This window comes from Micromonospora sp. WMMD708, from assembly GCF_049315245.1.
Lineage (GTDB): Bacteria > Actinomycetota > Actinomycetes > Mycobacteriales > Micromonosporaceae > Micromonospora > Micromonospora wenchangensis.
In genome coordinates this window covers 6,469,627-6,489,136 of sequence record NZ_CP186060.1, presented here as the reverse complement: position 1 = coordinate 6,489,136, position 19,510 = coordinate 6,469,627, and the positions used below count along the sequence as shown (strand labels likewise).

Here is a 19,510-nt window from a genome sequence, read left to right as displayed (position 1 = left end):
TCGATACTTGGGCGGGTGGTCCGGCACCGTCGCCGTACGGGCCCGGCATGATCAACGCCTCTGGGCGCGGATAGCGGCATCCCCTGGACGGGATGCCGCTATTCGGCGTATCCGGAGTGATCCGGCCGGCGGGGTTCAGGCATTCCGCCGCCGGGAGCAGGGCTGTCCCGTTAACCTGTGAATCAGGCGCAAGCGGACCAATCCGGACTCCGACAGCGGGGGGAACCGTGGCGGAATCGGCGAAGAAGGTGGCCCGGCAGGCGGAGGAGCGGCTCAACCAGGTGGCCGAGAACGTCCGGAAGAAGTTCGACCGGGTCACCCGGCGCACGTTCTCCGACACGGTGAAGGACGGCAGGTTCGCCGACCGGGACGCCCGGAGGGCGAACCGGGGGCAGGCCGAGCCGAAACGCGGCAACCAGGGCGAACCGCAACGCTGACGATCCGCCGACGTGCGGGCCGGGACCCACGGGGGGTCCCGGCCCGTTCGCCGTCCGGGCGTGGTGGGGCGGGTCCGGCCGAGCGCGACGTCAGCCGAGGCGGCGGTTGTCCCGCACCAGGCCACCCTCGCACCAGTCGTGGTAGGTGAAGAGTTCCTGCCGGGCCAGCAGCATCCGGCTGTTGTGCGCCCAGTTGCGCAGCAACTCGTCACCGTCACGCTCGGCCTGCTCCACCAGCTTGCGGAACCGACGCCGGGGGTGGGCGCGGAACTTCGTCCGGATGCCGTCGGCGGCGTAGATGTAGAGGCAGTGCAGGGCGAACCGGCGGGCCGGGCAGGCCGGGTCCCGGGCCAGATCGAAGAGGGTGAGCACCAGGTGGTCACCCGCCACCAGCAGGTCCCAGTCCTGGGGCAGCGAGGTCAACGGCACCGAGTCGGGTTGGTACGCCCAGGCCCGCAACTCCGCGGGCGACGGGTCGACGGGGTTGGCGAAGCCGCGGAACGTCGGACCGTGCGCGCTCACCGGCAACCTTCCCGCTCACGCCCGCGGGATGTCTCCGTCCGCCCGCGAGACCCTGGCCTGCTGGGGCGCAACGCTAGCCGTCGTCACCCGGCCGGCGGAAGACCTGCCGGGAAGCAATTCGGCAACGAATGCCCTGGCCAGGCCGACCCGTGCGGTCGGCCTGGCCAGGCGAAACTCAATCGGTGGCGGGTACCGGTCGGGGGTGCTGGGCGGCGATCCGCCGACGCAGCCGCTGCTTGAACCAGCGCATGTCGGGCAGCCGGGCGAGCATCGGGCCGGTGATCACGGTGATCAGCACGTACGCCGTGGCGAGCGCGGCCAGCCTGGGTTCGACGGTGCCGGCGGCGACCGCGAGACCGGCGATGACGATCGAGAACTCACCGCGCGGCATCAGGGCGAAACCTGCCCGCCACCGGCCGGGCTCGGCGATCCCGGCCCGCCGGGCCGCCAGGTAGCCGGTGGCCAGCTTCGTCCCCATGGTGACCACGGCCAGCACGATCGCGGGCAGGAGTACCGGCGGCATGTCCCGGGGGTCGGTGACCAGGCCGAAGAAGACGAAGAAGACGGCGGCGAAGAGGTCCCGCAGCGGGGAGAGCAGTTCGGTGGCGTGGTGCGCCACCGGCCCGGACAGGGCGATGCCGACCAGGAACGCCCCGACGGCGGCGGAGACCTGGAGCCGGGCGGCGATCCCGGCCACCAGCAGGGTCAGGCCGAGCACCCCGAGCAGCAGCGCCTCCGGATCCTTCGCCGACAGGGCGGCGGAGATCAGATGGCCGAAGCGGATGGCGACGACCAGCACGACCACCACGGTGAGCACCGCGATGCCGAGTGCCATCCCGCCCTTGACCAGGCCCACGCCGGCCAGCAGCGCGGTCACCAGCGGCAGGTAGAGCGCCATGGCCAGGTCCTCGATGACGAGCACGGACAGGATGACCGGGGTTTCCCGGTTACCGACCCGGCCGAGGTCGCCGAGCACCTTGGCGATCACGCCGGAGGACGAGATCCAGGTGATGCCGCCGAGCACCACCGCCGCCACCCAGCCCCAACCGAGCAGCAGCGCGAAGCCGAACCCGGGCAGGGCGTTGAGGACCGCGTCGATCAGCCCGGCCGGCGCCGCCGAGCGCAGGTTGCCGACCAACTCGTTTGCGCTGTATTCCAGGCCGAGCATGACCAGCAGCAGGATGACGCCGATCTCGGCGCCGACGGCGAAGAACTCCTCGCTGGCGGCCAGCGGCAGCAGACCGCCGTGGCCGAACGCGAGGCCGGCGAGCAGGTAGAGCGGGATGGGGGAGACGCCGAACCGGCGGCTGAGCCGACCGAGCAGCCCGAGCAGCAGGAGGAGGGCGCCGACCTCGACCAGTAGGGTTGTGGTTTCGTGCATCCGCCTCAGCCGTCCGGGTCACTGTCGGCGAGGATGGCGGTCACCCCGTCGAGACCCTGCCGGGTGCCGACCACGACCACCACGTCACCGGCCGCGAAGCGGAAGGTGGGATCGGGCGAGACGTTGACCTCGCCGTGGCGGAGCACCGCCACGATCGAGGCGCTGGTGCGGGTGCGTGCCTTGGTGTCACCGAGCCGCTTGTTGACGTACTTCGACCCGGCCGGGATGGCGATCTGCTCGGTGAGCAGCCCGGCCGCCTGCTCGCGCAGACCGGAGAGCTGACCCAGCATCAGCGACGCGCCGAGGATGTCGGCAAGTGCCTCGGCCTCGTCGTCGGTCAGCGGGATGTCGTGCTGACAGGAGTCGGGATCGTCCGGGTCGTAGAGGACCAGGTCGCGGCGGCCATTGCGGTGGGAGACCACACCGAGCCGGCGGCCGGACTCCGTCATCAGATCATGACGGACGCCGATTCCCGGTAGGGCGGTCTGTTCGACACGTACTCGCACGGACGAGAGGCTATACCCTGCCCTCCACCTCGGCCTGTCGGACGTCTGCCCTGCTCGCGAGCGTTCTACGGCCCGGCACCGGCTGTGGTCGCCGGCTCGCCGGTCGGTAACCCTGCGGGGCCGGGCGGCCCGTTCAGGGTCAGGCCTCAGCGGGTGCGGCGACGAAGACCCCGACCCCTTCCAGGGTTTCGGTCAGGCCGGTGGCGCGCAGGATCATCATGGCCTTGCCGACCACGGTGTCCGACACGCCGTATTCCGTGCACAACTGCGACCTGCTCGGCAACTTGGTGCCGGGCGGCCACTCTCCCGAATCGATCTTGTTCTTCAGCTCGTCTGCGAGCACCTGGTACTGCTGCTTGGGCATGCGTCACTCCCCGGATGGCACGCCTATCTGATCACGCTCGCACCTCCAACCTCAAGCAATTGTGGGTGGGTCGTTTACCTACAACCGGTACCAATTGTAGGTTCGAGGTGACCGCCCCCGGATGGCACTCGGGGCGCTCAGGCGGTCGGGGCGGGCATCCCCCGTGGCCCGTCCCGACCACGCCGTCGGCCCTGTCGTCGTACCGCCGAGGTGTGGGCTGCGACGGCAGGGTGGGCAGTCCGGCCGGGCTGCCCTTTCAGTACCGCGACACCTAACTGTCCAGCAAGGGAGCGTCATGGGGTACGAGTCACCGCACCCACCGCCGAACCTCGACCTTGGTCAACTCAGTTGGGGCGATATTGCGGTGTCCGAGCCATCGCGACACCGCCATTGGAGCGACATTGAGCAGGGTCGGGCGGGTGGGGAGGCGTGACCGGGCGGTACGTCGTACACCTGCCGGTCGTCGCCCCCGATCTGGCGCGGGCCAAGGTGCTGGCCCGGACGGCGGCCCGCTCGCTGGCCTTCCTCGCTCACGTCGACCCCGGCGAGACCACCGTCTCCGCCGAGGACGATCAGGGGGTACGCCACCGCGTCTTCTGCGACAACCGGCTGGGGACCGGTCGCCGGTGTGTGCTCCGGGCCGACCATGAAACCCCGTGCACCTCCCGCCTGCCCGGCCGGCCACCGAACGCCACCCGCCTGTCCCGTTGATCCCACCTCGGCCCACTCCGACCGGTCGGCAGTGTGACCCATGTCACGTTGGCAGAGTTGAGCGGAATAGGCTCAACTCTGGTGGTGTCTCTTACTAGTGGACACGCCGATCCCGGGGGAGCCCATGAACACGGAACGACTCACCACCAAGAGCCGCGAAACCATCACCGGTGCGGTCGCGCTGGCCAACCAGCGTGGTCACGCCACCGTGGAACCCTGGCACCTGCTGCTGGCCCTGCTCGACACCGACGGCTCCACCGCCGCCGGCCTGCTGCGCGCCGTGGGTGCCGACCCCGCCGAGCTGCGCCGGGTCGCACAGCGCTCGGTCGACGCGCTGCCCGCCGCCCGCGGGTCCAGCATCGCCGAACCCACCCTGGCCCGCGAGTTCGTCAACGCCATCGGCGCCGCCGAGCAGATCGCCCGGCCGCTCGGCGACGAGTACACCTCCACCGAGCACCTGCTCGCCGGCCTGGCCCGGGTGGGCGGCGCGGTGTCGAATGCGCTGAAGTCCGCCGGGGCCACCGAGGAGAACCTGGTCGCCGCATTCCCGACGGTGCGCGGCGGGGACCGGCGGGTCACCACCGCCGACCCGGAGCAGACCTACCAGGCGCTGGCCAAGTACGGCGTCGACCTCACCGCCAGCGCCCGGGACGGCAAGATCGACCCGGTGATCGGGCGGGATTCCGAGATCCGTCGGGTGATCCAGGTGCTGTCCCGGCGTACCAAGAACAACCCGGTGCTGATCGGCGAGCCCGGCGTCGGCAAGACCGCGATCGTCGAGGGCCTGGCCCAGCGGATCGTGGCCGGCGACGTGCCGGAGTCGCTGCGGGACAAGAAGCTGGTCTCGCTCGACCTCGGCGCGATGGTCGCCGGTGCGCAGTACCGGGGCCAGTTCGAGGAGCGGCTCAAGTCGGTCCTGGAGGAGATCAAGAACTCGAACGGGCAGGTCATCACCTTCCTCGACGAGCTGCACACGGTAGTCGGCGCGGGCAAGGGCGAGGGCTCGATGGACGCCGGCAACATGCTCAAGCCGATGCTGGCGCGCGGCGAGCTGCGGATGGTCGGCGCGACCACCCTCGACGAGTACCGCGAGCACATCGAGAAGGACCCGGCCCTGGAACGCCGGTTCCAGCCGGTGCTGGTCGGCGAGCCGACCATCGAGGACACCATCGGCATCCTGCGCGGCCTCAAGGAGCGCTACGAGGTGCACCACGGCGTCCGGATCACCGACGCCGCCCTGGTCGCCGCCGCGTCGCTGTCCGACCGCTACATCACCGACCGGTTCCTGCCGGACAAGGCGATCGACCTCGTCGACGAGTCCGCGTCCCGGCTCCGAATGGAGATCGACTCCCGGCCGGTCGAGGTGGACGAGATCGAGCGGGCGGTCCGCCGGCTGGAGATCGAGGAGATGGCGCTGGCCAAGGAGCCCGACGCCGCCTCGGCCGAGCGGCTGGACCGGCTGCGCAAGGAGCTGGCCGACAAGCGCGAGCAGCTCACCGCCCTGTCCGAGCGCTGGCAGACCGAGAAGAGCCACATCACCAAGCTGTCCACCGCCAAGGAGGAGCTGGAACGCCTCGGCGGCGAGGCCGAGCGGGCCGAACGCGACGGCGAGTTGGAACGCGCCGCCGAGCTGCGCTACGGCCGGATCCCCGCGCTCAAGGCCGACCTGGCCAGGGCGGAGGAGGAACTGGCCCGGCTCCAGGCCGACGGCGCGATGCTCAAGGAGGAGGTCGGCGCGGACGACATCGCCGCCGTGGTCGCCTCCTGGACCGGCATCCCCGCCGGCCGGCTGCTGGAGGGCGAGACCGCCAAGCTGCTGCGGATGGAGGATTCGCTGGGCAGCCGCGTCGTCGGTCAGGCCGAGGCCGTCGGTGCCGTCTCCGACGCGGTACGCCGGGCACGGGCCGGCGTCGCCGATCCGGACCGCCCCACCGGCAGCTTCCTGTTCCTCGGTCCGACCGGCGTCGGCAAGACCGAACTGGCCAAGGCGCTCGCCGAGTTCCTGTTCGACGACGAGCGGGCCATGGTCCGCATCGACATGAGCGAGTACGGCGAGAAGCACTCCGTGGCCCGCCTGGTCGGTGCCCCGCCCGGCTACGTCGGCTACGAGGAGGGCGGCCAGCTCACCGAGGCGGTGCGCCGCCGGCCGTACTCGGTGATCCTGCTGGACGAGGTGGAGAAGGCCCACCCGGACGTTTTCGACATCCTGCTCCAGGTGCTCGACGACGGCCGGCTCACCGACGGTCAGGGTCGTACGGTCGACTTCCGCAACGCGATCCTGATCCTCACCTCCAACCTGGGGTCGTCGGTGATCAGCGACCTGACGCTCGCCGACGAGCAGCGCCGGGAGGGGGTGCTCGCGGTGGTCCGCTCGCACTTCAAGCCGGAGTTCCTCAACCGGCTCGACGACATCGTGGTCTTCGCCGCGCTGCGCGGGGACGACCTGCGGTCGATCGTCGACATCCAGCTCGACCGGCTGCGCCGCCGGCTCGCCGACCGCCGGTTGACGCTGGACGTCAGCGAAGCCGCCCGGACCTGGCTCGCCGAGCACGGGTACGACCCGATCTACGGTGCCCGGCCGCTGCGTCGCCTGGTCCAGTCGGCCATCGGCGACCAGCTCGCCAAGGCGCTGCTGGGTGGCGCGGTCCGGGACGGCGACACGGTGCGGGTCGACCTGTCCGACGACAAGGACGGCCTCACCGTCACCGCCGCCTGACCCCGAACCCACCGGCCCGGCCCCGCCATCCCGGCGGGGTCGGCCCGTCCACCGCAGCCCTCTCTCCCGCCTCGCCTCCCTCCCCGCCGACCGCCCCGGTGATCAAGAGATTCGCGTCACGAGAGCGCCTTCCCCTGACGCCAACCTCTTGATCGCCCTCTGCCCCGGCCCTTCCGCCCCGACGATCAAGAGGTTTGCGTCATCCGGAGCGCTCTCCGGTGACGCAAACCTCTTGATCACTGCGGTTGGGCGGGGCTGAGTGCGGGGCGCGGTGGGGTGGGTGGGGTAGTGCGGGTGTGGGGTGGCCGGTGCCGGGGCGGGGAAAGGAAGGGGGCATGTTCGGGATGCGGAAGAAGAGCGGCGATCCGGAGTTGGATGCCGCCGTGCGGGAACTCGCCGGGGCGGACACCGTCGCCTTCGGCGGGGTGGGGTTCGCCGGCACGCTGCTGCCGGCGACCGAGGCGTACCGGCGGGTCGGGGAGGCGTTCGCGCAGCGCCCCCGGCAGGCCCGCGAGCAGGTCGACTGGCTGCTGCGGCACGGGTCGCCGGCCGGGCGGGCGTACGCGGCGACGCTGCTGGAGCGGGTGGACCCGGCGGCGGCCCGGGCGGCCTGGACGGCGCTGGGCGACGACGACGCCGAGTTCACCACCTTCACCGGCTGCACGATGGGCACCACCACGCTGCGTGGGTACGCGGCCGACCGGCTGGCCGGCCCACCTCCCGACAGGGACAATGAGTAGCTGACCGCTCACTCAGAATTCGCTGAGTTTCCCCAGGTGCGCGGGGTGCGCGGGGTTGTTACCGTCTCCGCCGATGCACTTGGGGAGGTGGTCGGGGTGAACGGTTCGGTCGCGTACGTCGTGGCGGCGTTGGGATGTCTGATCGGGGTCGCCGGGATCGTGGTGGCGGCGGTGGCCTACAGCCGGAGCCGCAAACCGGCCCGCCCGACACCGGCGAAGGACCCGTTCCGCGACACCGACTCCGACGCGTTGCGCGGTGACCCCCGCAAGCTCAAGCCCGGCGACATCGTCGAGATCCGTGGCGTGTCCTACGCGGTCCGGGGCTCGGTACACCTGGTCGAGGGCGGCTGGAGCTGGGCCGAGCACCTGCTGGACACCGTCGAGGGCGACAAGCGCTGGCTCTCCGTCGAGGAGGACCCGGACCTGGAGCTGGTGCTCTGGACGGCCGAGCCGGCCGCGACGATCACCCCGGGCGCACCGACCCTCGACTTCGCCGGCCGCCGCTACTCCTGGGAGGAGTCCGGTCAGGCCCGCTACTCGGCCACCGGCAGCACCGGCCTCGACCCGTACGGCACCGTCCGCTACCAGGACTACCGGGGTCAGGGCGGCGAGCGGCTCTCCTTCGAGGCGTACGGGGAGGCCGGCTGGGAGGTGGGCCGGGGTGAGCGGCTGCACCGCGCGGACGTGATGGTGTACCCGCAGTCCGGCCCGGAGGGGTCCTGATCGTGCTGGTCAGCCTGGACACTCCGTACGTCGACACGTGCGCGGCCGACCTGAGCCTGGCGCTCGGTGGCCCGGAACGCCCCGCCCTGCACGTCCGTGACCTGACCCTGCCCGGTGACGTCCGGCTGCGGCTGCGCCTGCTCGGCGCCTCCCACCAGGTCGTCCTGAGCGTCCCGGACTCCGATGCCGCGGCGACCGCCCCCGGCCGGTCCGTCGGGACGGGTGCGCTGGTCGAGACGGTCGCCTGCCTGCCCGGTCGACCCCCGCACCTGCCCGGCGACCTGCACGACGAGGCGGGCGGCTACCGGTTCACCGCCACCGTGCTGCGCCCCGCCGAGGGGGAACTGCACACCCGGATCGCCGCGCTCCGCGCCGACCTGGCCGACGACCCGTACGCCCTGGTCGGGGTCTTTCCCGGGGACCCGGACGCGGTGACCGCGCTGGCCGTACGCCCCGACGCGCCGGACGGGACGGTGGCCTGGCGCACCTGGCACGCGTACCCCCAGACCAACGAACTTGTCCTGACCGAGACGGCGGTGACGCTCCCGCACGATCGGCGAGCCCCGCAGTCGCGAACGGAGGAGGCACCGTGAGCGCGAGGAGTGAGCCGGTTTTGCGAGCCCCGCAGTCGCGAACGGAGGAGACACCGTGAGCGCGAGGAGTGAGCCGGTTTTGCGAGCCCCGCAGTCGCGAACGGAGGAGACACCGTGACGTACCGACGCTGGTTCGTGGTGGGGGTGGCCTTCGCGGTCGTCGGCGCGTTGGTCGCCGCCTTCGCGATCTTCTACGGCAACTTCTCGCCCCGGGGCTACATCGAGGACCGCTACACCCGGGCGGCGAGCCGGGACATCGGGCGGGACGCCATCGCGTACACCTCGAACCGGACCCCGAGCCAGGTGGCCAAGGACGTCACCGACGCCTGGAAGCCGGCCGACCAGTACGTCGACGGCAGCGGCGTCTACCTGCGCTACGACGACGACTCGCTGGTGATCCTGCCGATCGCCGCCGGCTCGGTGATCCTGCTGGAGCGGATGCGCACCGCGTACCCGCGCTACCACTCGACGGTGGGCAACCACTGGGGTTGGGGGCGGGGCAGCACGGTACGTGGTGGCGGCCCCGGCTCCGGCAAGTGACGCGTACCGATCCCGACCGAACGAACCCCTGGAGCACGCTGTGCAGAACCTGGTCACCGACCTGCTGGTCACCCTCGCCTACGGGGTGGTCGGTGTCGTCCTGATGGCCGTCGGCTACGTGCTGGTCGACGTGGCCACCCCGGGCAAGCTCCACGAGCTGATCTGGACCGAACGCAACCGTAACGCCGCGCTGCTGCTCACCTCGAACCTGGCCGGCGTCGGCATCATCGTGGTGGCCGCGATCGCCGCCAGCGAGGACGACTTCCTGCTCGGCCTGGTCGGTGCCGCCGCGTACGGGATCGTCGGGCTGGTCATCATGGCCCTGGCGTTCGTGCTGCTCGACGCGTTGACCCCGGGCAAGCTGGGCACGCTGCTGGTCGACCAGCAGCCGCACCCGGCGGTCTGGGTGTCGGCGATGGTGCACCTCGCCACCGGCGCGATCATCGCCGCCGCCATCAGCTGATGACCACGGCGAAGCAGCCGGCTCAGCGGACCACGGCGAAGCAGCCGGCGAAGGCGAAGCAGAACACGGGCGCCTGGGTCGTCTGGCTCGTCCTCGGCGTGATGGCGCTGGTCTGCGTGGGCAGCAGCGTCCTCAACCGGGACTCCGGGGGCACCACCGTGCCCGGTCCGGCGGCCGACGAGCGCGCCGACACCGTGCCGCTGCTCGTGCAGGCGGCCGACAGCCAGGGCATCTGCTACGGCTGGCGGCTGGAGCGGTCGTCCGGCGCGGAGGTCAGCGTCGGCTCCAACCTCGGCGACGGGGTACCGGTGACCGGGGACGCCCGCTGCCCGCGCTGGGTGGAGGTCCGGGCCCGGATCATGTACACCTCGTCCAGCAGCGAGAGCAACGACTGGGCGACGGTCACCGTCTCCGGCTCCGACGACCTCGACCGGGCCGACCTGTGGGCGGTGGAGAGCGGGCTGGGCCGGTTCGGGCTGGACACCGACACGTTCGTCGACGATCCCGGCTGGGCGATCTGCCGGGCCGCGGTGACGCTGCCGCTGCTGGTCGCCGAGGCCGGTGTCGCCCCGCCCGCCGCCACCCCGACCGCCGACCCGGCCGCGCCGGCCGGCGCGCTGCCGGACGCCGGGAGCGACTTCCTGCGGGACCGCTGGGGTTGGCTGCTCGCCACCGCCGGCCTGCTGCTGGTCGCCGCGCTGCTGATCACCGTCGGGTTCGTCCAGCGCGGCCGGCAGCGGGCGGCGGCGTCGGCCGGGCGTCCCCGGGGGACGCGGTGACCACGGTCGACGACACCCCGGCGGTCCGGCCGCGCTGGCGGCTGGCCCGCGCGGCGGTGCTGCTCGCCGTCTTCGTCTGCGCCGCCTGCGGCCTGGTGTACGAGTTGGCCCTGGTCGCGCTCGGCAGCTACCTGATCGGCGACACGGTCGGGCAGGCGTCGATCGTGCTCGGCGTGATGGTCTTCGCGATGGGGGTCGGCGCGCTGGTCGCCAAGCCGTTGCAACCCCGGGCCGCCGCCGCGTTCGCGGTGATCGAGCTGACCCTGGCCCTGCTCGGCGGCCTGTCGGTGCTCGGCCTCTACGCCGCGTTCGCCTGGCTCGACCTGTACGGCCCGGCGCTGGTCGGCACCGCGTTCGTGCTGGGCCTGCTGATCGGCGCGGAGATCCCGCTGCTGATGGTGATGCTGCAACGCATCCGCGAGCAGGCCGCCGGCAGCGCGGTCGCCGACCTGTTCGCCGCCGACTACGTCGGCGCGCTGCTCGGCGGGCTCGCCTTCCCGTTCCTGCTGATCCCGGTCTTCGGCCAGCTCAAGGGCGCATTGGTGGTCGGCGCGGTGAACGCGGTCGCCGGCCTGGCCCTGGTCTGCACGGTGTTCCGCGCCGAGCTGAGCCGCCGGGCCCGGCTCGTGCTGGGCACCGGCTCCGTCGTGGTCGCCCTCTGCCTGGGGTACGCCTGGGTCACCGCCGCCGACTTCGAGGTGACCAGCCGCCAGCAGCTCTACCGGGACCCGGTGGTGCACGCCGAACGCTCCCGCTACCAGGAGATCGTGCTGACCCGTTCGGTGCGCGAGGTCGGCCACCCCGACACCGACCTGCGGCTGTTCCTCAACGGCGACCTCCAGTTCAGCTCGATCGACGAGTACCGCTACCACGAGGCGCTGGTGCACCCGGCGATGCGCGGCCCGCGCGGCGAGGTGCTGGTCCTCGGTGCCGGCGACGGGCTCGCCGTCCGCGAGATCCTGCGCTACCCGGACGTACGCCGGGTGACCGTGGTCGACCTCGACCCGGCGGTGGTCGCGCTGGCCCGCTCCGAGCCGCAGTTACGCGCGCTCAACGGCGGCTCCCTCGACGACCCCCGGGTGCGGGTGCTCAACACCGATGCGTTCAACTGGCTGCGTACCGCCGGCGAACGCTTCGACGTGGTCGTCGCCGACCTGCCCGACCCGGACGAGACGGCCACCGCCAAGCTCTACACCGTCGAGTTCTACGCCCTGATCCGTTCGGTGCTCGCCGAGGGCGCCCGGCTGGTGGTGCAGTCCGGGTCGCCGTACTTCGCGCCCCGGTCGTACTGGTCGATCGAGGCGTCGATCCGGGCGGCCGGTTTCGCCACCGTGCCGTACCACGTCGACGTGCCGTCGTTCGGTGACTGGGGGTTCGTGCTCGCCGCCCCGGGCGGCACCCCGCCGCCGCTGGAACTGCCGGCCGACGCGCCCCGGCTGCGTTTCCTCGACCCGGCGGTGCTGCGGGCGGCGGCGGCCTTCCCCGCCGACCGGGGCCGCCTCGACGTGCCCGCCTCCACCCTGTTGCGCCCCAGGGTGCTCGACTACGCCCGCAGCGAGTGGCGCGGCTACTAGCCTCGGAAATGATGTCACCGTCGTTGCGCCGCCGGCTGCCACCGCGTGCGGTGGACGCCGCGGCGTACCTCCAGGCGTTCGTGCTGTCCGGGGTGGCGACGGTGCTGGTCACCCGGGCGTTCCTGCGGGCGACCGGCTACCCGCAGCTCGGCGGCGGCGGCCTGCACATCGCGCATGTGCTCTGGGGTGGCCTGCTGATGACCGTCGGCCTGGGCGTCGCGCTGGTCTTCCTCGGCGGGCCCGCCCGGATGACCGGGGCGGTGCTCGCCGGGATCGGCTTCGGCCTGTTCATCGACGAGGTCGGCAAGTTCGTCACCGCCGGCACCGACTACTTCTACCGGCCGGCCGCCGGGATCATCTACGCCGTCTTCGCCCTGCTGGTGGTGATCACCCAGGCGTTGCGCGAACGGCTGCGCCCGACCCCCGGCGAACGGGTGGCCAACGCGTTGGACGTGATCGTAGGCGGCGTCGGCCGGGGGCTCACCGACCGGCAGCGGGCGGCCACCCTGCGGCTGGTCCGGGGTGCCGGCCCGGAGGTGGAGTCGGGGGTGTCCGCGCTGCTGGACGTGGTGCCGCGCCGGGAACCACCGCCGCGGCGGTTCTGGCAGCCCTGGGTGGACCGGCTGCGTGCCGCGCTGATCCGGCTGACCGCCCAACGTTGGGTGGTCCTGCTGGTGGTGGCCTACCTGGTCGTCGAGCCGGTGGCGACGGTGGTGGCGGTGGTCACCGAGGGCGTCACCGGCGAGCTGGACCAACTCGGCGAGTGGGGCGCGGTGCTGGGGGTGTCCGCGTCGGCGGTGGTCGCCGGGGTGCTGAGCATCCGGGCCGCGTTCCTGCTCCGCAACGACCGGCGGGCCGCGTTCCGGCTGTTCAAACTGGCACTCCTGGTCGACCTGCTGTTCGGGCAGATCTTCAACTTCACGGTCAACCAGTTCGGCGCGGTGACCGGGCTCGCGGTGGACCTGCTCCTGCTCGCCGTGGTGACCGCCGAGCACCGCCGACTGGTCCGCCAGTCGTGACCCCGACGGCCCCGGCCGGTCCCGGTCGGTGCCCGACAGCCGTGGTTCGGCGGTTCGACCAGCGGGTACGGCTCCGTCGTACCCGGTGCGACGGGACTGCGGACGTTACCGTGGTGCGGTGATCTAGGAAGGAGAATCATGGTCGATTCCCACAGCACGCCCGCCCGGACCCGTCCGGGTCTGGTGACGCTCTCCAGCTACCTGCTGATGTTCTTCGCGGTGCTCCAACTGATCGGGCTGATCCTGACCCTGGCGATCAGCGGGAAGCTGCGCCAGGCGTTCGAGGACGCCTTCGAGGGGACCGCGAGCGAGGTCGACGGCCTCGGCACCGCCGTCGTGGTCTTCGCCGTCGCCGCGTCCGCCGTCCTGCTGCTGATCGCGCTCGCCCTCGTCGTCCTGGCGATCTTCAACAACCGGGGGAAGAACGGCAGCCGGATCGCCACCTGGGTGGTCGGCGGCATCATGGTCTGCTGCGTCGGCGGTGGGCTGGTCAACGGCGCCGCGGGTTTCAGCGGCTCCACCGGCTCCACCTCCGGGGACGCGCCGAGCGCCGAGGAACTGGAACGCAGCATGAGCGCCGTGCTGCCGTCCTGGTACAACCCGGTCAGCACCCTGCTCGGGGTGGTCAGCCTGCTCGCCCTGCTGGCGGCGCTGATCCTGCTCGCTCTGCCGCAGTCCAACGAGTTCTTCCGCAAGCCCAAGGCGGGCTGGGAGCCGCCGGTCCCGGGTGCCACCTACCCGGCCGCGCCCGGCTACCCGCCCACCCCCGGCTACCCGGCGACGCCGGACTACCCGCAGCCCGGTACGCCCGGCCAGCCCGGTGCCCCCGGCCCGTCGCCGGCCACCCCCGGCGTACCGGACCAGCCGCAGTCGTCCGACGGCCCGTCCTGGTCGCCGCCGTCGGGTGGGGAGCCTGACCGGCCCACCGGAGACAGCGGCCCGGACGACCCGCAGCGCCCCGCCGGCAGTTGACGGGCGCGTAACAGCGACACCGACGATTCCCTCCGAGTAGGTTGCACACCGACGCCTACCGGAGGGAATCGTCGTGTTGTACCCGGATCAGGTGCCGGACCGTCGCCCGCCGGTGGTCACCGGGGCGGCGGCGCTGCTCGGGTTGATGGCGCTCGCCGCCGGGGTCTACGCCGTCACCAGCCTGCTCGCCCTGGGTGGCACGATCGACCGGTTCCGGAGCGCCGCCGCCGGCACCGACGCCGACCCGGGCGACGTCGACGGGCTGGTCCGGCTGCTGCGGCTCGGCACGGTCGCCGCGGCGGTGTTGACGGTGCTGGTGGCGCTGCTGCTGGTCGGCCTCGCCGGTGGGCTGCTCGCCCGGCGACGGGCGGCCCGGGTCGGCGTCTGGGTGGTCTGCGGGCTGGGCCTGCTCGCCGGAGGGTGTGCCCTGGCCGTGCTGGTCGGCCAGCGGGTCAGGCCGGTGCGGCTGGGTAGCGGGGACCAGGGGGTGGCCGACCTCTTCACGACCCTCGACGACGCCTACCCCTCGTGGTGGGTGCCGGTGAACGCGGGCGTCTCGGTGGCCCAGGCCCTCGGCTACCTCGTGGTGGCCGTGCTGCTGGCCCTGCGGCCGGCGAACACCTGGTTCAGTGGCCGGTGGCCGGCGCGACCCGGATCGGGGCCTTCCTCGTTCACCGCCGCGCCCTACCCGTCCCCCGGGCCTGATGTGGTCCACCGTCCCGCCGAGGAGCAACCGTGACCGTCGACCGAACCGTGCCCGGCCGGTGCGCGCTGATCACCGGTGCCACCGCAGGGATCGGCGCGGCGTTCGCCGGGCAACTCGCCGCGGAGGGCTGGGACCTGGTCCTGGTGGCCCGGGACACCACCCGGCTCGACGCCACCGCCGCCGAGCTGACCGGGCGGTACGGCAACCGGGTGGAGGTCATCTCCGCCGATCTGTCCACCGACGACGGATGCGCCCGGGTGGAACGGCGACTGGCCACCGGCGACCCGGTGGACCTGCTGGTCAACAATGCCGGATTGAGCCTGAACCAGCCGTTTCTGCGGTCCACCGTCGCCGACGAGACGCGGCTGCTCCGATTGAACGTGCACGCGGTACTACGGCTGACCCACGCGGCGCTCGGGCCCATGACGAGGCGCGGTAATGGGACAGTGATAAATGTCTCTTCGGTTGCCGGCTTCGGCCCGGTGATGCCGGGCTCCACCTATCCGGCCAGCAAGGCATGGGTCACCGGTTTCAGCGAATCGATCGGGCAGTCGACCCGCGCGGCGGGGGTGCACGTGATGGCGCTCTGCCCCGGCTACACCCGCACCGGCTACCACGAACGCACCGGCATCGACATGTCCGGCATGCCGCGGTGGATCTGGCTCAAGGCCGACGATGTGGTCGCCGAAGCCCTGCGTGACCTGCGAAAAGGCAAAACCGTAAGCGTTCCCGACTGGAAGTACAAGCTGGCCGTGGCGAGTCTGCGGCACGTGCCGCGGCGGCTGCTGCGCGGTGCCTTCCGGGACCGGCGCGGACAGGTCGACCCGGCCGGGCAGTGAGCTGCGGGCGGTGCCGGTCGACGCGTCGGTACCCTCGGCGTGGCAGCGCAACTCTGCCGGTGCGGTCGCGCAGCGTAGCTGTCCATCGCCAGTCATCGAGGGCTCGCACGGTCGGTCCGGGTGGGCCGCACACACCACCCACAGACTTGAGCAGTACCCTCTATCGCCATGGGGGACCACGACGACCTGCGTAAATTCATCACTGACCTGGCTGTGGTCCATGGCCGGGTCGTGCTCTCCTCGGGGCGGGAGGCGGAGTGGTACGTCGATCTGCGTCGCGTGACTCTCCATCACCGGGCCGCTCCCCTGGTCGGTCGGGTGATGCGGGAGCTGACCGCCGACTGGAATTACGACGCGGTCGGTGGGTTGACCCTGGGTGCCGATCCGATCGGCATCTCGATGTTGCACGCCGCCGCGGAGACCGATCGACCCCTGGACGCCTTCGTCGTCCGCAAGGCCGGCAAGGCGCACGGTCTCCAACGGCGGATCGAGGGTCCTGAGGTGGCCGGCCGGCGGGTACTGGCGGTGGAGGACACCTCGACGACGGGCGGCAGCGTGTTGACGGCCGTCGAAGCTCTACGCGAGGCCGGGGCGGAGGTCGTGGGCGTGGCGGTGATCGTCGATCGTGGCGCCAGCGACGTCGTACGCGCCGCCGGACTGCCGTATCGGGCGGCCTATACGTTGGCTGACCTCGGCCTTGTGGCGTAAAAATTTGCCGATTCGTATCTGCTGATATGCAGGCGGATCGATGCTGCTGGTGGAAGGATGGAATACGTGGGAACTGCGTTGGCTGAAATGACCATGCCTCAGATCTCGCCGCTTGCCGGCGAGCCGATCGAACGTGCCGACGCCGAGCGGCTGGCGGGGGTCCTCAAGGCCCTCGCCGACCCCGCCCGGCTGCGGCTGCTCAGCCTGATCCAGTCGGCGCCCGAGGGCGAAGCGTGCGTGTGTGACCTCACCGCGCCGCTCGGCCTCTCGCAGCCGACGGTCAGCCACCACCTCCGCATCCTCACCGAGGCCGGCTTGCTGGAGCGGGAGAAGCGTGGTGTGTGGGCCTACTACCGGCTGGTGCCGTCGGCGATCGCCACGATCGCCGACCTCCTCACGCCGCCGCGCAAGCGGGCCACCAAGAAGGCCCGCTGACTGCACCCGTTCGTCCCGTCCAGGGGCGACGTCCGATGGCGGACCAGGGGTGGCGTCATCGGGTGGTGACGGCTGTCCGTCACCGGTCAGTTCGCTGATCGAACCACCGTGCCCGCGGTGGCGTACGCGTACGCGAACGGCCGGTCCTCTCCCCGAGGGCCGGCCGTTCGCCGTTCAGTGGCCCTGCCCCTGGTCCGGGTACCGCCCACCGTCGCGCGGCGGGCGCTGCCCGTAGGTCTGCGGCGGGAACCGCTGGTCGTGGCCGGGCTGCTGGCCGTACGGCTGCGAGCCGCCGGAGGGCTGCCCGGGGTGCGGCTGCCGGGGCTGGTCGTGGTGGTGGTGCTCGACGGCGTCCCGGACGGCCTCCATCGTGCCGACCGCGGTCGCGGCGGTGATCACGGCCACGGCCTCACCGCGTCGACGCGCCCGGCGGTCGCGGAGGAACTCGAAGAAGATCGGCAGCACCGAGAGCAGGATGATCAGCGCGACGACCGGCAGGATGTACCTGTCGATCTTGTCGCCGATGGCGTTGTAGATCTGATCGGCGAGCAGGTAGCCGATCAGCAGGATGCCGTCCACCCAGAGGATCGCGCCGACGACGTTCCAGAGGAGGAACTGCCTCGCCGGCATGCCGAGCACCCCGGCCACCGGGTTGAGGAACGTCCGCACGATCGGAATGAACCGGGCCAGCACGACAGCCTTGGCCGGGCCGAACTTCTGGAAGTAGTACTCCGCCTTCTCCACGTACTCCTTCTTGAAGAGGCGGGAGTTGGGGCGGTCGAACATCCGCCGGCCGTAGCGGGCACCGAGCCAGTGCCCGAGTTGGGCCCCGACGATCGCGCAGATCGGCCCACCGATCAGCAGCCCGGCCAGCGAGAGCCGGGTGCCGCCGCCGAAGATCGCGTCGGCCACCGGCGAGGCGGCGACCCCGGCCAGGAAGAGCAGTGAGTCACCGGGGAAGAAGAACCCCACCAACAGACCGGTCTCGGCGAAGAGGATCACCCACACGCCGATCAGTCCGAAGGTCTGGAGCAGATCCTTGGGGTCGAGCGGGTTCAGCGCGACCGTCTCGGCTACCACCCGCGTCTTCTCACCTGTGTCCACGGCCACACACCATACCGAGCCCGCGAACCGCCGGTCGCGGCACGCGCCCCTCCGGCCGGGATATCGCCGCCACCCGCCCGGTCAGGCCACGAAGCGCGCCCGGCGACGCCGCGCCGCCAGGTAGCTGCCCACCCCGGCCAGCAGCAGCACCCCGCCGACCCCGGCGACGAGGGCGGTCGGGGAACCGGTGATCGGCAGCGTGCCGTCGTCCCCGCCCTGCCCACCCGAGCCGGCGTTCACCAGGATCTTCGCGGTGTCGTTGCGCGGGTCGAGGTCCGTCGTGGTCGTCGGGCCGTAGAGCAGCTCCGTGCTGCCGGTCAGGGCACCCGCCCGGTCGATGCGGAACGAGAACGGCAGGGCCACCTTCCCGCCCTTGCGGATGACGTCGTACTGGTAGCAGAGGTAGGCGCGGGCACCCGGCCGGCCACCCTGCTCGTCCTGGATGTCGGCGTCGAGGCAGTTCCCGGGGGCCTTCACGGCCGTGACACCCTTCGGCACGGTCATCTTGACGATCGTGTAGAAGTCGCGGCCGCCGTTGGACGACGAGGCCGGTCCCCGGTTGGTGTAACCGATCGTGACCGGCACGGTCTGGCCCACCCTGGCGGTGATCCGCACCTCGTCAGCCGCCAGATCGGCCCGCTGGTTGCCGGTGACGGTCAACGCGATGGCGGTGTCGTTGTCGGCCGGGTCGACGTCGGTCTGCGCTGCCCGGGACGCGCCGTCGGGCAGCCGGGTGCCGACCTGCTCCAGTCGCAGCACCTCACCCGTGCCCTGCTGGTCGAGCGTGTACCGGGGCTGCTGGTCCGCCCAGTCCTGCGGGGTGAGCCAGGTGGCGGTACCGGTCTGGGTGTTCGGTGCCGAGACGTCGCCGGGCACGGTGACCCCGAATCCGCCGCCGACCCGGAACACCCGGCCCGGCGCGATCTCGTCGTCGAAGGTGCACACGAACAGGTTCGGCGTGAAGTTGGTCAGGCCGCCTCTGCTGCCGTAGCGGCAGTTCCGGTAGCGCTGCGACGGGGTGAGGCCGTACATCGCCGACACGAGCAGCACCGCGCCCCGGGCGGTCTCGGCCCCCTGGTTGCCGACCGACAGCCCCACCGGCAGCCGGGCACCGGGACCACCGGTCAGCGTCACCGCGGGACCCGCCACCAGGTCGACCCCCTCGCCGACGAGGACGGTCGACGTGGTGGTGCTCGTACCCGACCTGCCGGTGGCCACGGTGAACCGGAGCAGGCCCTGTCGACCCACCGGGGCACCCGCGCGCGGGCGTACCGACAACGAGAGCAGGTCCGGTGCATCCTCCTGGTAGGCCAGGCAGGTCAGCACGGTGCCGGTACGGGTGCAGGCCGAGGCGGCGGAACCGCTCACCTCGGCGAAGGCGTCGACCGCGCCGTAGTCGACGGTGATGGTGTAGCTGTCCTGGAGTTTCTCGCCCAGCGCCCGCAGGACCACCGTCCTGTCGGGCCCGGCGGGAGCCAGGGTGACGTTGTTGGCGGAGGTGGCGAACCCGGCCACCGCGGCCACGTCGGGGGAAGCTCCGGGGCTGGCGGGGGCGGCCGGGGCGGGAGCGGCGGAGGCGACGACGCACGCACCCACCACCGCAAGTCCGGCCAGCCATCGACGCGTCGCGTGCTTGCGCATCAGCGGATCCTGTCCTGAGGAGGTGCTACGGCGGTCG

General features: G+C 71.9%; 22 protein-coding genes. 16 read left to right on the top strand and 6 right to left on the bottom strand.

The annotated features are described in order from the left end of the window. Positions 1-227: 227 nt before the first annotated feature. On the top strand, positions 228-437 hold the full coding sequence (locus tag ACN260_RS28770; protein ID WP_422753911.1) for a hypothetical protein: 210 nt from the start codon (positions 228-230) through the stop codon (positions 435-437). A gap of 90 nt (positions 438-527) precedes the next feature. Here the strand turns inward: ACN260_RS28770 and ACN260_RS28765 are convergent, their stop codons facing one another. The 4 genes from ACN260_RS28765 to ACN260_RS28750 all read right to left on the bottom strand — a co-directional run bounded on the left by ACN260_RS28765 (position 528) and on the right by ACN260_RS28750 (position 3,210). Next, positions 528-959 carry a hypothetical protein gene (locus tag ACN260_RS28765; RefSeq protein WP_422753910.1) on the bottom strand — a complete coding sequence of 144 codons (432 nt, stop codon included), beginning with the start codon at positions 957-959 and terminating at the stop codon, positions 528-530. 175 nt (positions 960-1,134) lie between these two features. Next, positions 1,135-2,340: a cation:proton antiporter gene (locus ACN260_RS28760; RefSeq protein ID WP_422753909.1), complete on the bottom strand. Its 1,206-nt coding sequence runs from the start codon at positions 2,338-2,340 to the stop codon at positions 1,135-1,137. Positions 2,341-2,345: 5 nt separating this feature from the next. After that, complete coding sequence (locus ACN260_RS28755) at positions 2,346-2,846, bottom strand: cation:proton antiporter regulatory subunit (RefSeq protein WP_357925039.1); 501 nt, start codon at positions 2,844-2,846, stop codon at positions 2,346-2,348. A 139-nt stretch (positions 2,847-2,985) separates the two neighbouring features. Then, on the bottom strand, positions 2,986-3,210 hold the full coding sequence (locus ACN260_RS28750) for a winged helix-turn-helix domain-containing protein (RefSeq protein ID WP_422753908.1): 225 nt from the start codon (positions 3,208-3,210) through the stop codon (positions 2,986-2,988). Positions 3,211-3,639: 429 nt separating this feature from the next. Between ACN260_RS28750 and ACN260_RS28745 the strand changes: the two genes are divergently transcribed. The 15 genes from ACN260_RS28745 (at position 3,640) to ACN260_RS28675 (ending at position 16,728) form a co-directional block, all read left to right on the top strand. Then, positions 3,640-3,921: a hypothetical protein gene (locus ACN260_RS28745; protein WP_422753907.1), complete on the top strand. Its 282-nt coding sequence runs from the start codon at positions 3,640-3,642 to the stop codon at positions 3,919-3,921. 124 nt (positions 3,922-4,045) lie between these two features. Continuing rightward, positions 4,046-6,637 carry an ATP-dependent chaperone ClpB gene (clpB, locus tag ACN260_RS28740; RefSeq protein WP_422753906.1) on the top strand — a complete coding sequence of 864 codons (2,592 nt, stop codon included), beginning with the start codon at positions 4,046-4,048 and terminating at the stop codon, positions 6,635-6,637. A 335-nt stretch (positions 6,638-6,972) separates the two neighbouring features. Next, complete coding sequence (locus tag ACN260_RS28735; RefSeq protein WP_422753905.1) at positions 6,973-7,377, top strand: hypothetical protein; 405 nt, start codon at positions 6,973-6,975, stop codon at positions 7,375-7,377. Positions 7,378-7,473: 96 nt separating this feature from the next. Then, positions 7,474-8,100 carry a DUF4178 domain-containing protein gene (locus ACN260_RS28730; protein ID WP_422753904.1) on the top strand — a complete coding sequence of 209 codons (627 nt, stop codon included), beginning with the start codon at positions 7,474-7,476 and terminating at the stop codon, positions 8,098-8,100. 2 nt (positions 8,101-8,102) lie between these two features. Further along, positions 8,103-8,693: a DUF2617 family protein gene (locus tag ACN260_RS28725; RefSeq protein ID WP_422753903.1), complete on the top strand. Its 591-nt coding sequence runs from the start codon at positions 8,103-8,105 to the stop codon at positions 8,691-8,693. Between the two features lie 114 nt (positions 8,694-8,807). Further along, positions 8,808-9,233, top strand: coding sequence for a DUF4247 domain-containing protein (locus ACN260_RS28720; protein WP_422753902.1), 426 nt, complete (start codon positions 8,808-8,810; stop codon positions 9,231-9,233). Between the two features lie 40 nt (positions 9,234-9,273). Next, a complete protein-coding gene (locus ACN260_RS28715) occupies positions 9,274-9,696 on the top strand; it encodes a DUF350 domain-containing protein (RefSeq protein ID WP_204928477.1) in 423 nt (140 codons plus the stop codon). Positions 9,697-9,797: 101 nt separating this feature from the next. After that, the gene (locus ACN260_RS28710; RefSeq protein WP_422756864.1) at positions 9,798-10,475 is read left to right on the top strand and encodes a hypothetical protein; all 678 of its coding nucleotides are present in this window, start codon (positions 9,798-9,800) and stop codon (positions 10,473-10,475) included. Continuing rightward, the gene (locus tag ACN260_RS28705) at positions 10,472-12,049 is read left to right on the top strand and encodes a polyamine aminopropyltransferase (protein WP_422753901.1); all 1,578 of its coding nucleotides are present in this window, start codon (positions 10,472-10,474) and stop codon (positions 12,047-12,049) included. The genes ACN260_RS28710 and ACN260_RS28705 overlap by 4 nt, the downstream gene beginning before the upstream one ends. Positions 12,050-12,084: 35 nt before the next feature. Continuing rightward, entirely contained in the window at positions 12,085-13,068 is a 984-nt protein-coding gene (locus ACN260_RS28700) for a hypothetical protein (RefSeq protein WP_422756863.1), read from the top strand. 138 nt (positions 13,069-13,206) lie between these two features. Further along, positions 13,207-14,040: a hypothetical protein gene (locus tag ACN260_RS28695; RefSeq protein ID WP_422753900.1), complete on the top strand. Its 834-nt coding sequence runs from the start codon at positions 13,207-13,209 to the stop codon at positions 14,038-14,040. 73 nt (positions 14,041-14,113) lie between these two features. Then, entirely contained in the window at positions 14,114-14,779 is a 666-nt protein-coding gene (locus ACN260_RS28690) for a hypothetical protein (protein ID WP_422753899.1), read from the top strand. After that, positions 14,776-15,585 (top strand): SDR family NAD(P)-dependent oxidoreductase, encoded by an 810-nt coding sequence (locus ACN260_RS28685; RefSeq protein ID WP_422753898.1) that lies wholly within the window; start codon positions 14,776-14,778, stop codon positions 15,583-15,585. The genes ACN260_RS28690 and ACN260_RS28685 overlap by 4 nt, the downstream gene beginning before the upstream one ends. Positions 15,586-15,753: 168 nt before the next feature. Next, positions 15,754-16,293, top strand: coding sequence for an orotate phosphoribosyltransferase (gene pyrE / locus ACN260_RS28680; protein WP_088641922.1), 540 nt, complete (start codon positions 15,754-15,756; stop codon positions 16,291-16,293). A gap of 57 nt (positions 16,294-16,350) precedes the next feature. Beyond that, positions 16,351-16,728, top strand: coding sequence for an ArsR/SmtB family transcription factor (locus tag ACN260_RS28675; protein WP_007454255.1), 378 nt, complete (start codon positions 16,351-16,353; stop codon positions 16,726-16,728). 174 nt (positions 16,729-16,902) lie between these two features. Here ACN260_RS28675 and ACN260_RS28670 read toward each other — a convergent pair whose 3' ends face one another. Next, positions 16,903-17,838 (bottom strand): VTT domain-containing protein, encoded by a 936-nt coding sequence (locus ACN260_RS28670; RefSeq protein ID WP_422753897.1) that lies wholly within the window; start codon positions 17,836-17,838, stop codon positions 16,903-16,905. A 75-nt stretch (positions 17,839-17,913) separates the two neighbouring features. After that, positions 17,914-19,473, bottom strand: a complete 1,560-nt coding sequence (locus ACN260_RS28665; protein ID WP_422753896.1) for an LPXTG cell wall anchor domain-containing protein — start codon at positions 19,471-19,473, stop codon at positions 17,914-17,916. Positions 19,474-19,510 lie beyond the last annotated feature (37 nt).

Excerpts from the sequence above, each read along its gene's own strand:
- ACN260_RS28760 (WP_422753909.1), bottom strand. The coding sequence starts at position 2,340 with ATGCACGAAACCACAACCCTACTGGTCGAGGTCGGCGCCCTCCTCCTG.
- ACN260_RS28710 (WP_422756864.1), top strand. The coding sequence starts at position 9,798 with ATGGCGCTGGTCTGCGTGGGCAGCAGCGTCCTCAACCGGGACTCCGGG.
- ACN260_RS28695 (WP_422753900.1), top strand. The coding sequence starts at position 13,207 with ATGGTCGATTCCCACAGCACGCCCGCCCGGACCCGTCCGGGTCTGGTG.
- clpB (WP_422753906.1), top strand. The coding sequence starts at position 4,046 with ATGAACACGGAACGACTCACCACCAAGAGCCGCGAAACCATCACCGGT.
- ACN260_RS28750 (WP_422753908.1), bottom strand. The coding sequence starts at position 3,210 with ATGCCCAAGCAGCAGTACCAGGTGCTCGCAGACGAGCTGAAGAACAAG.
- pyrE (WP_088641922.1), top strand. The coding sequence starts at position 15,754 with ATGGGGGACCACGACGACCTGCGTAAATTCATCACTGACCTGGCTGTG.
- ACN260_RS28735 (WP_422753905.1), top strand. The coding sequence starts at position 6,973 with ATGTTCGGGATGCGGAAGAAGAGCGGCGATCCGGAGTTGGATGCCGCC.
- ACN260_RS28665 (WP_422753896.1), bottom strand. The coding sequence starts at position 19,473 with ATGCGCAAGCACGCGACGCGTCGATGGCTGGCCGGACTTGCGGTGGTG.
- ACN260_RS28675 (WP_007454255.1), top strand. The coding sequence starts at position 16,351 with ATGGAATACGTGGGAACTGCGTTGGCTGAAATGACCATGCCTCAGATC.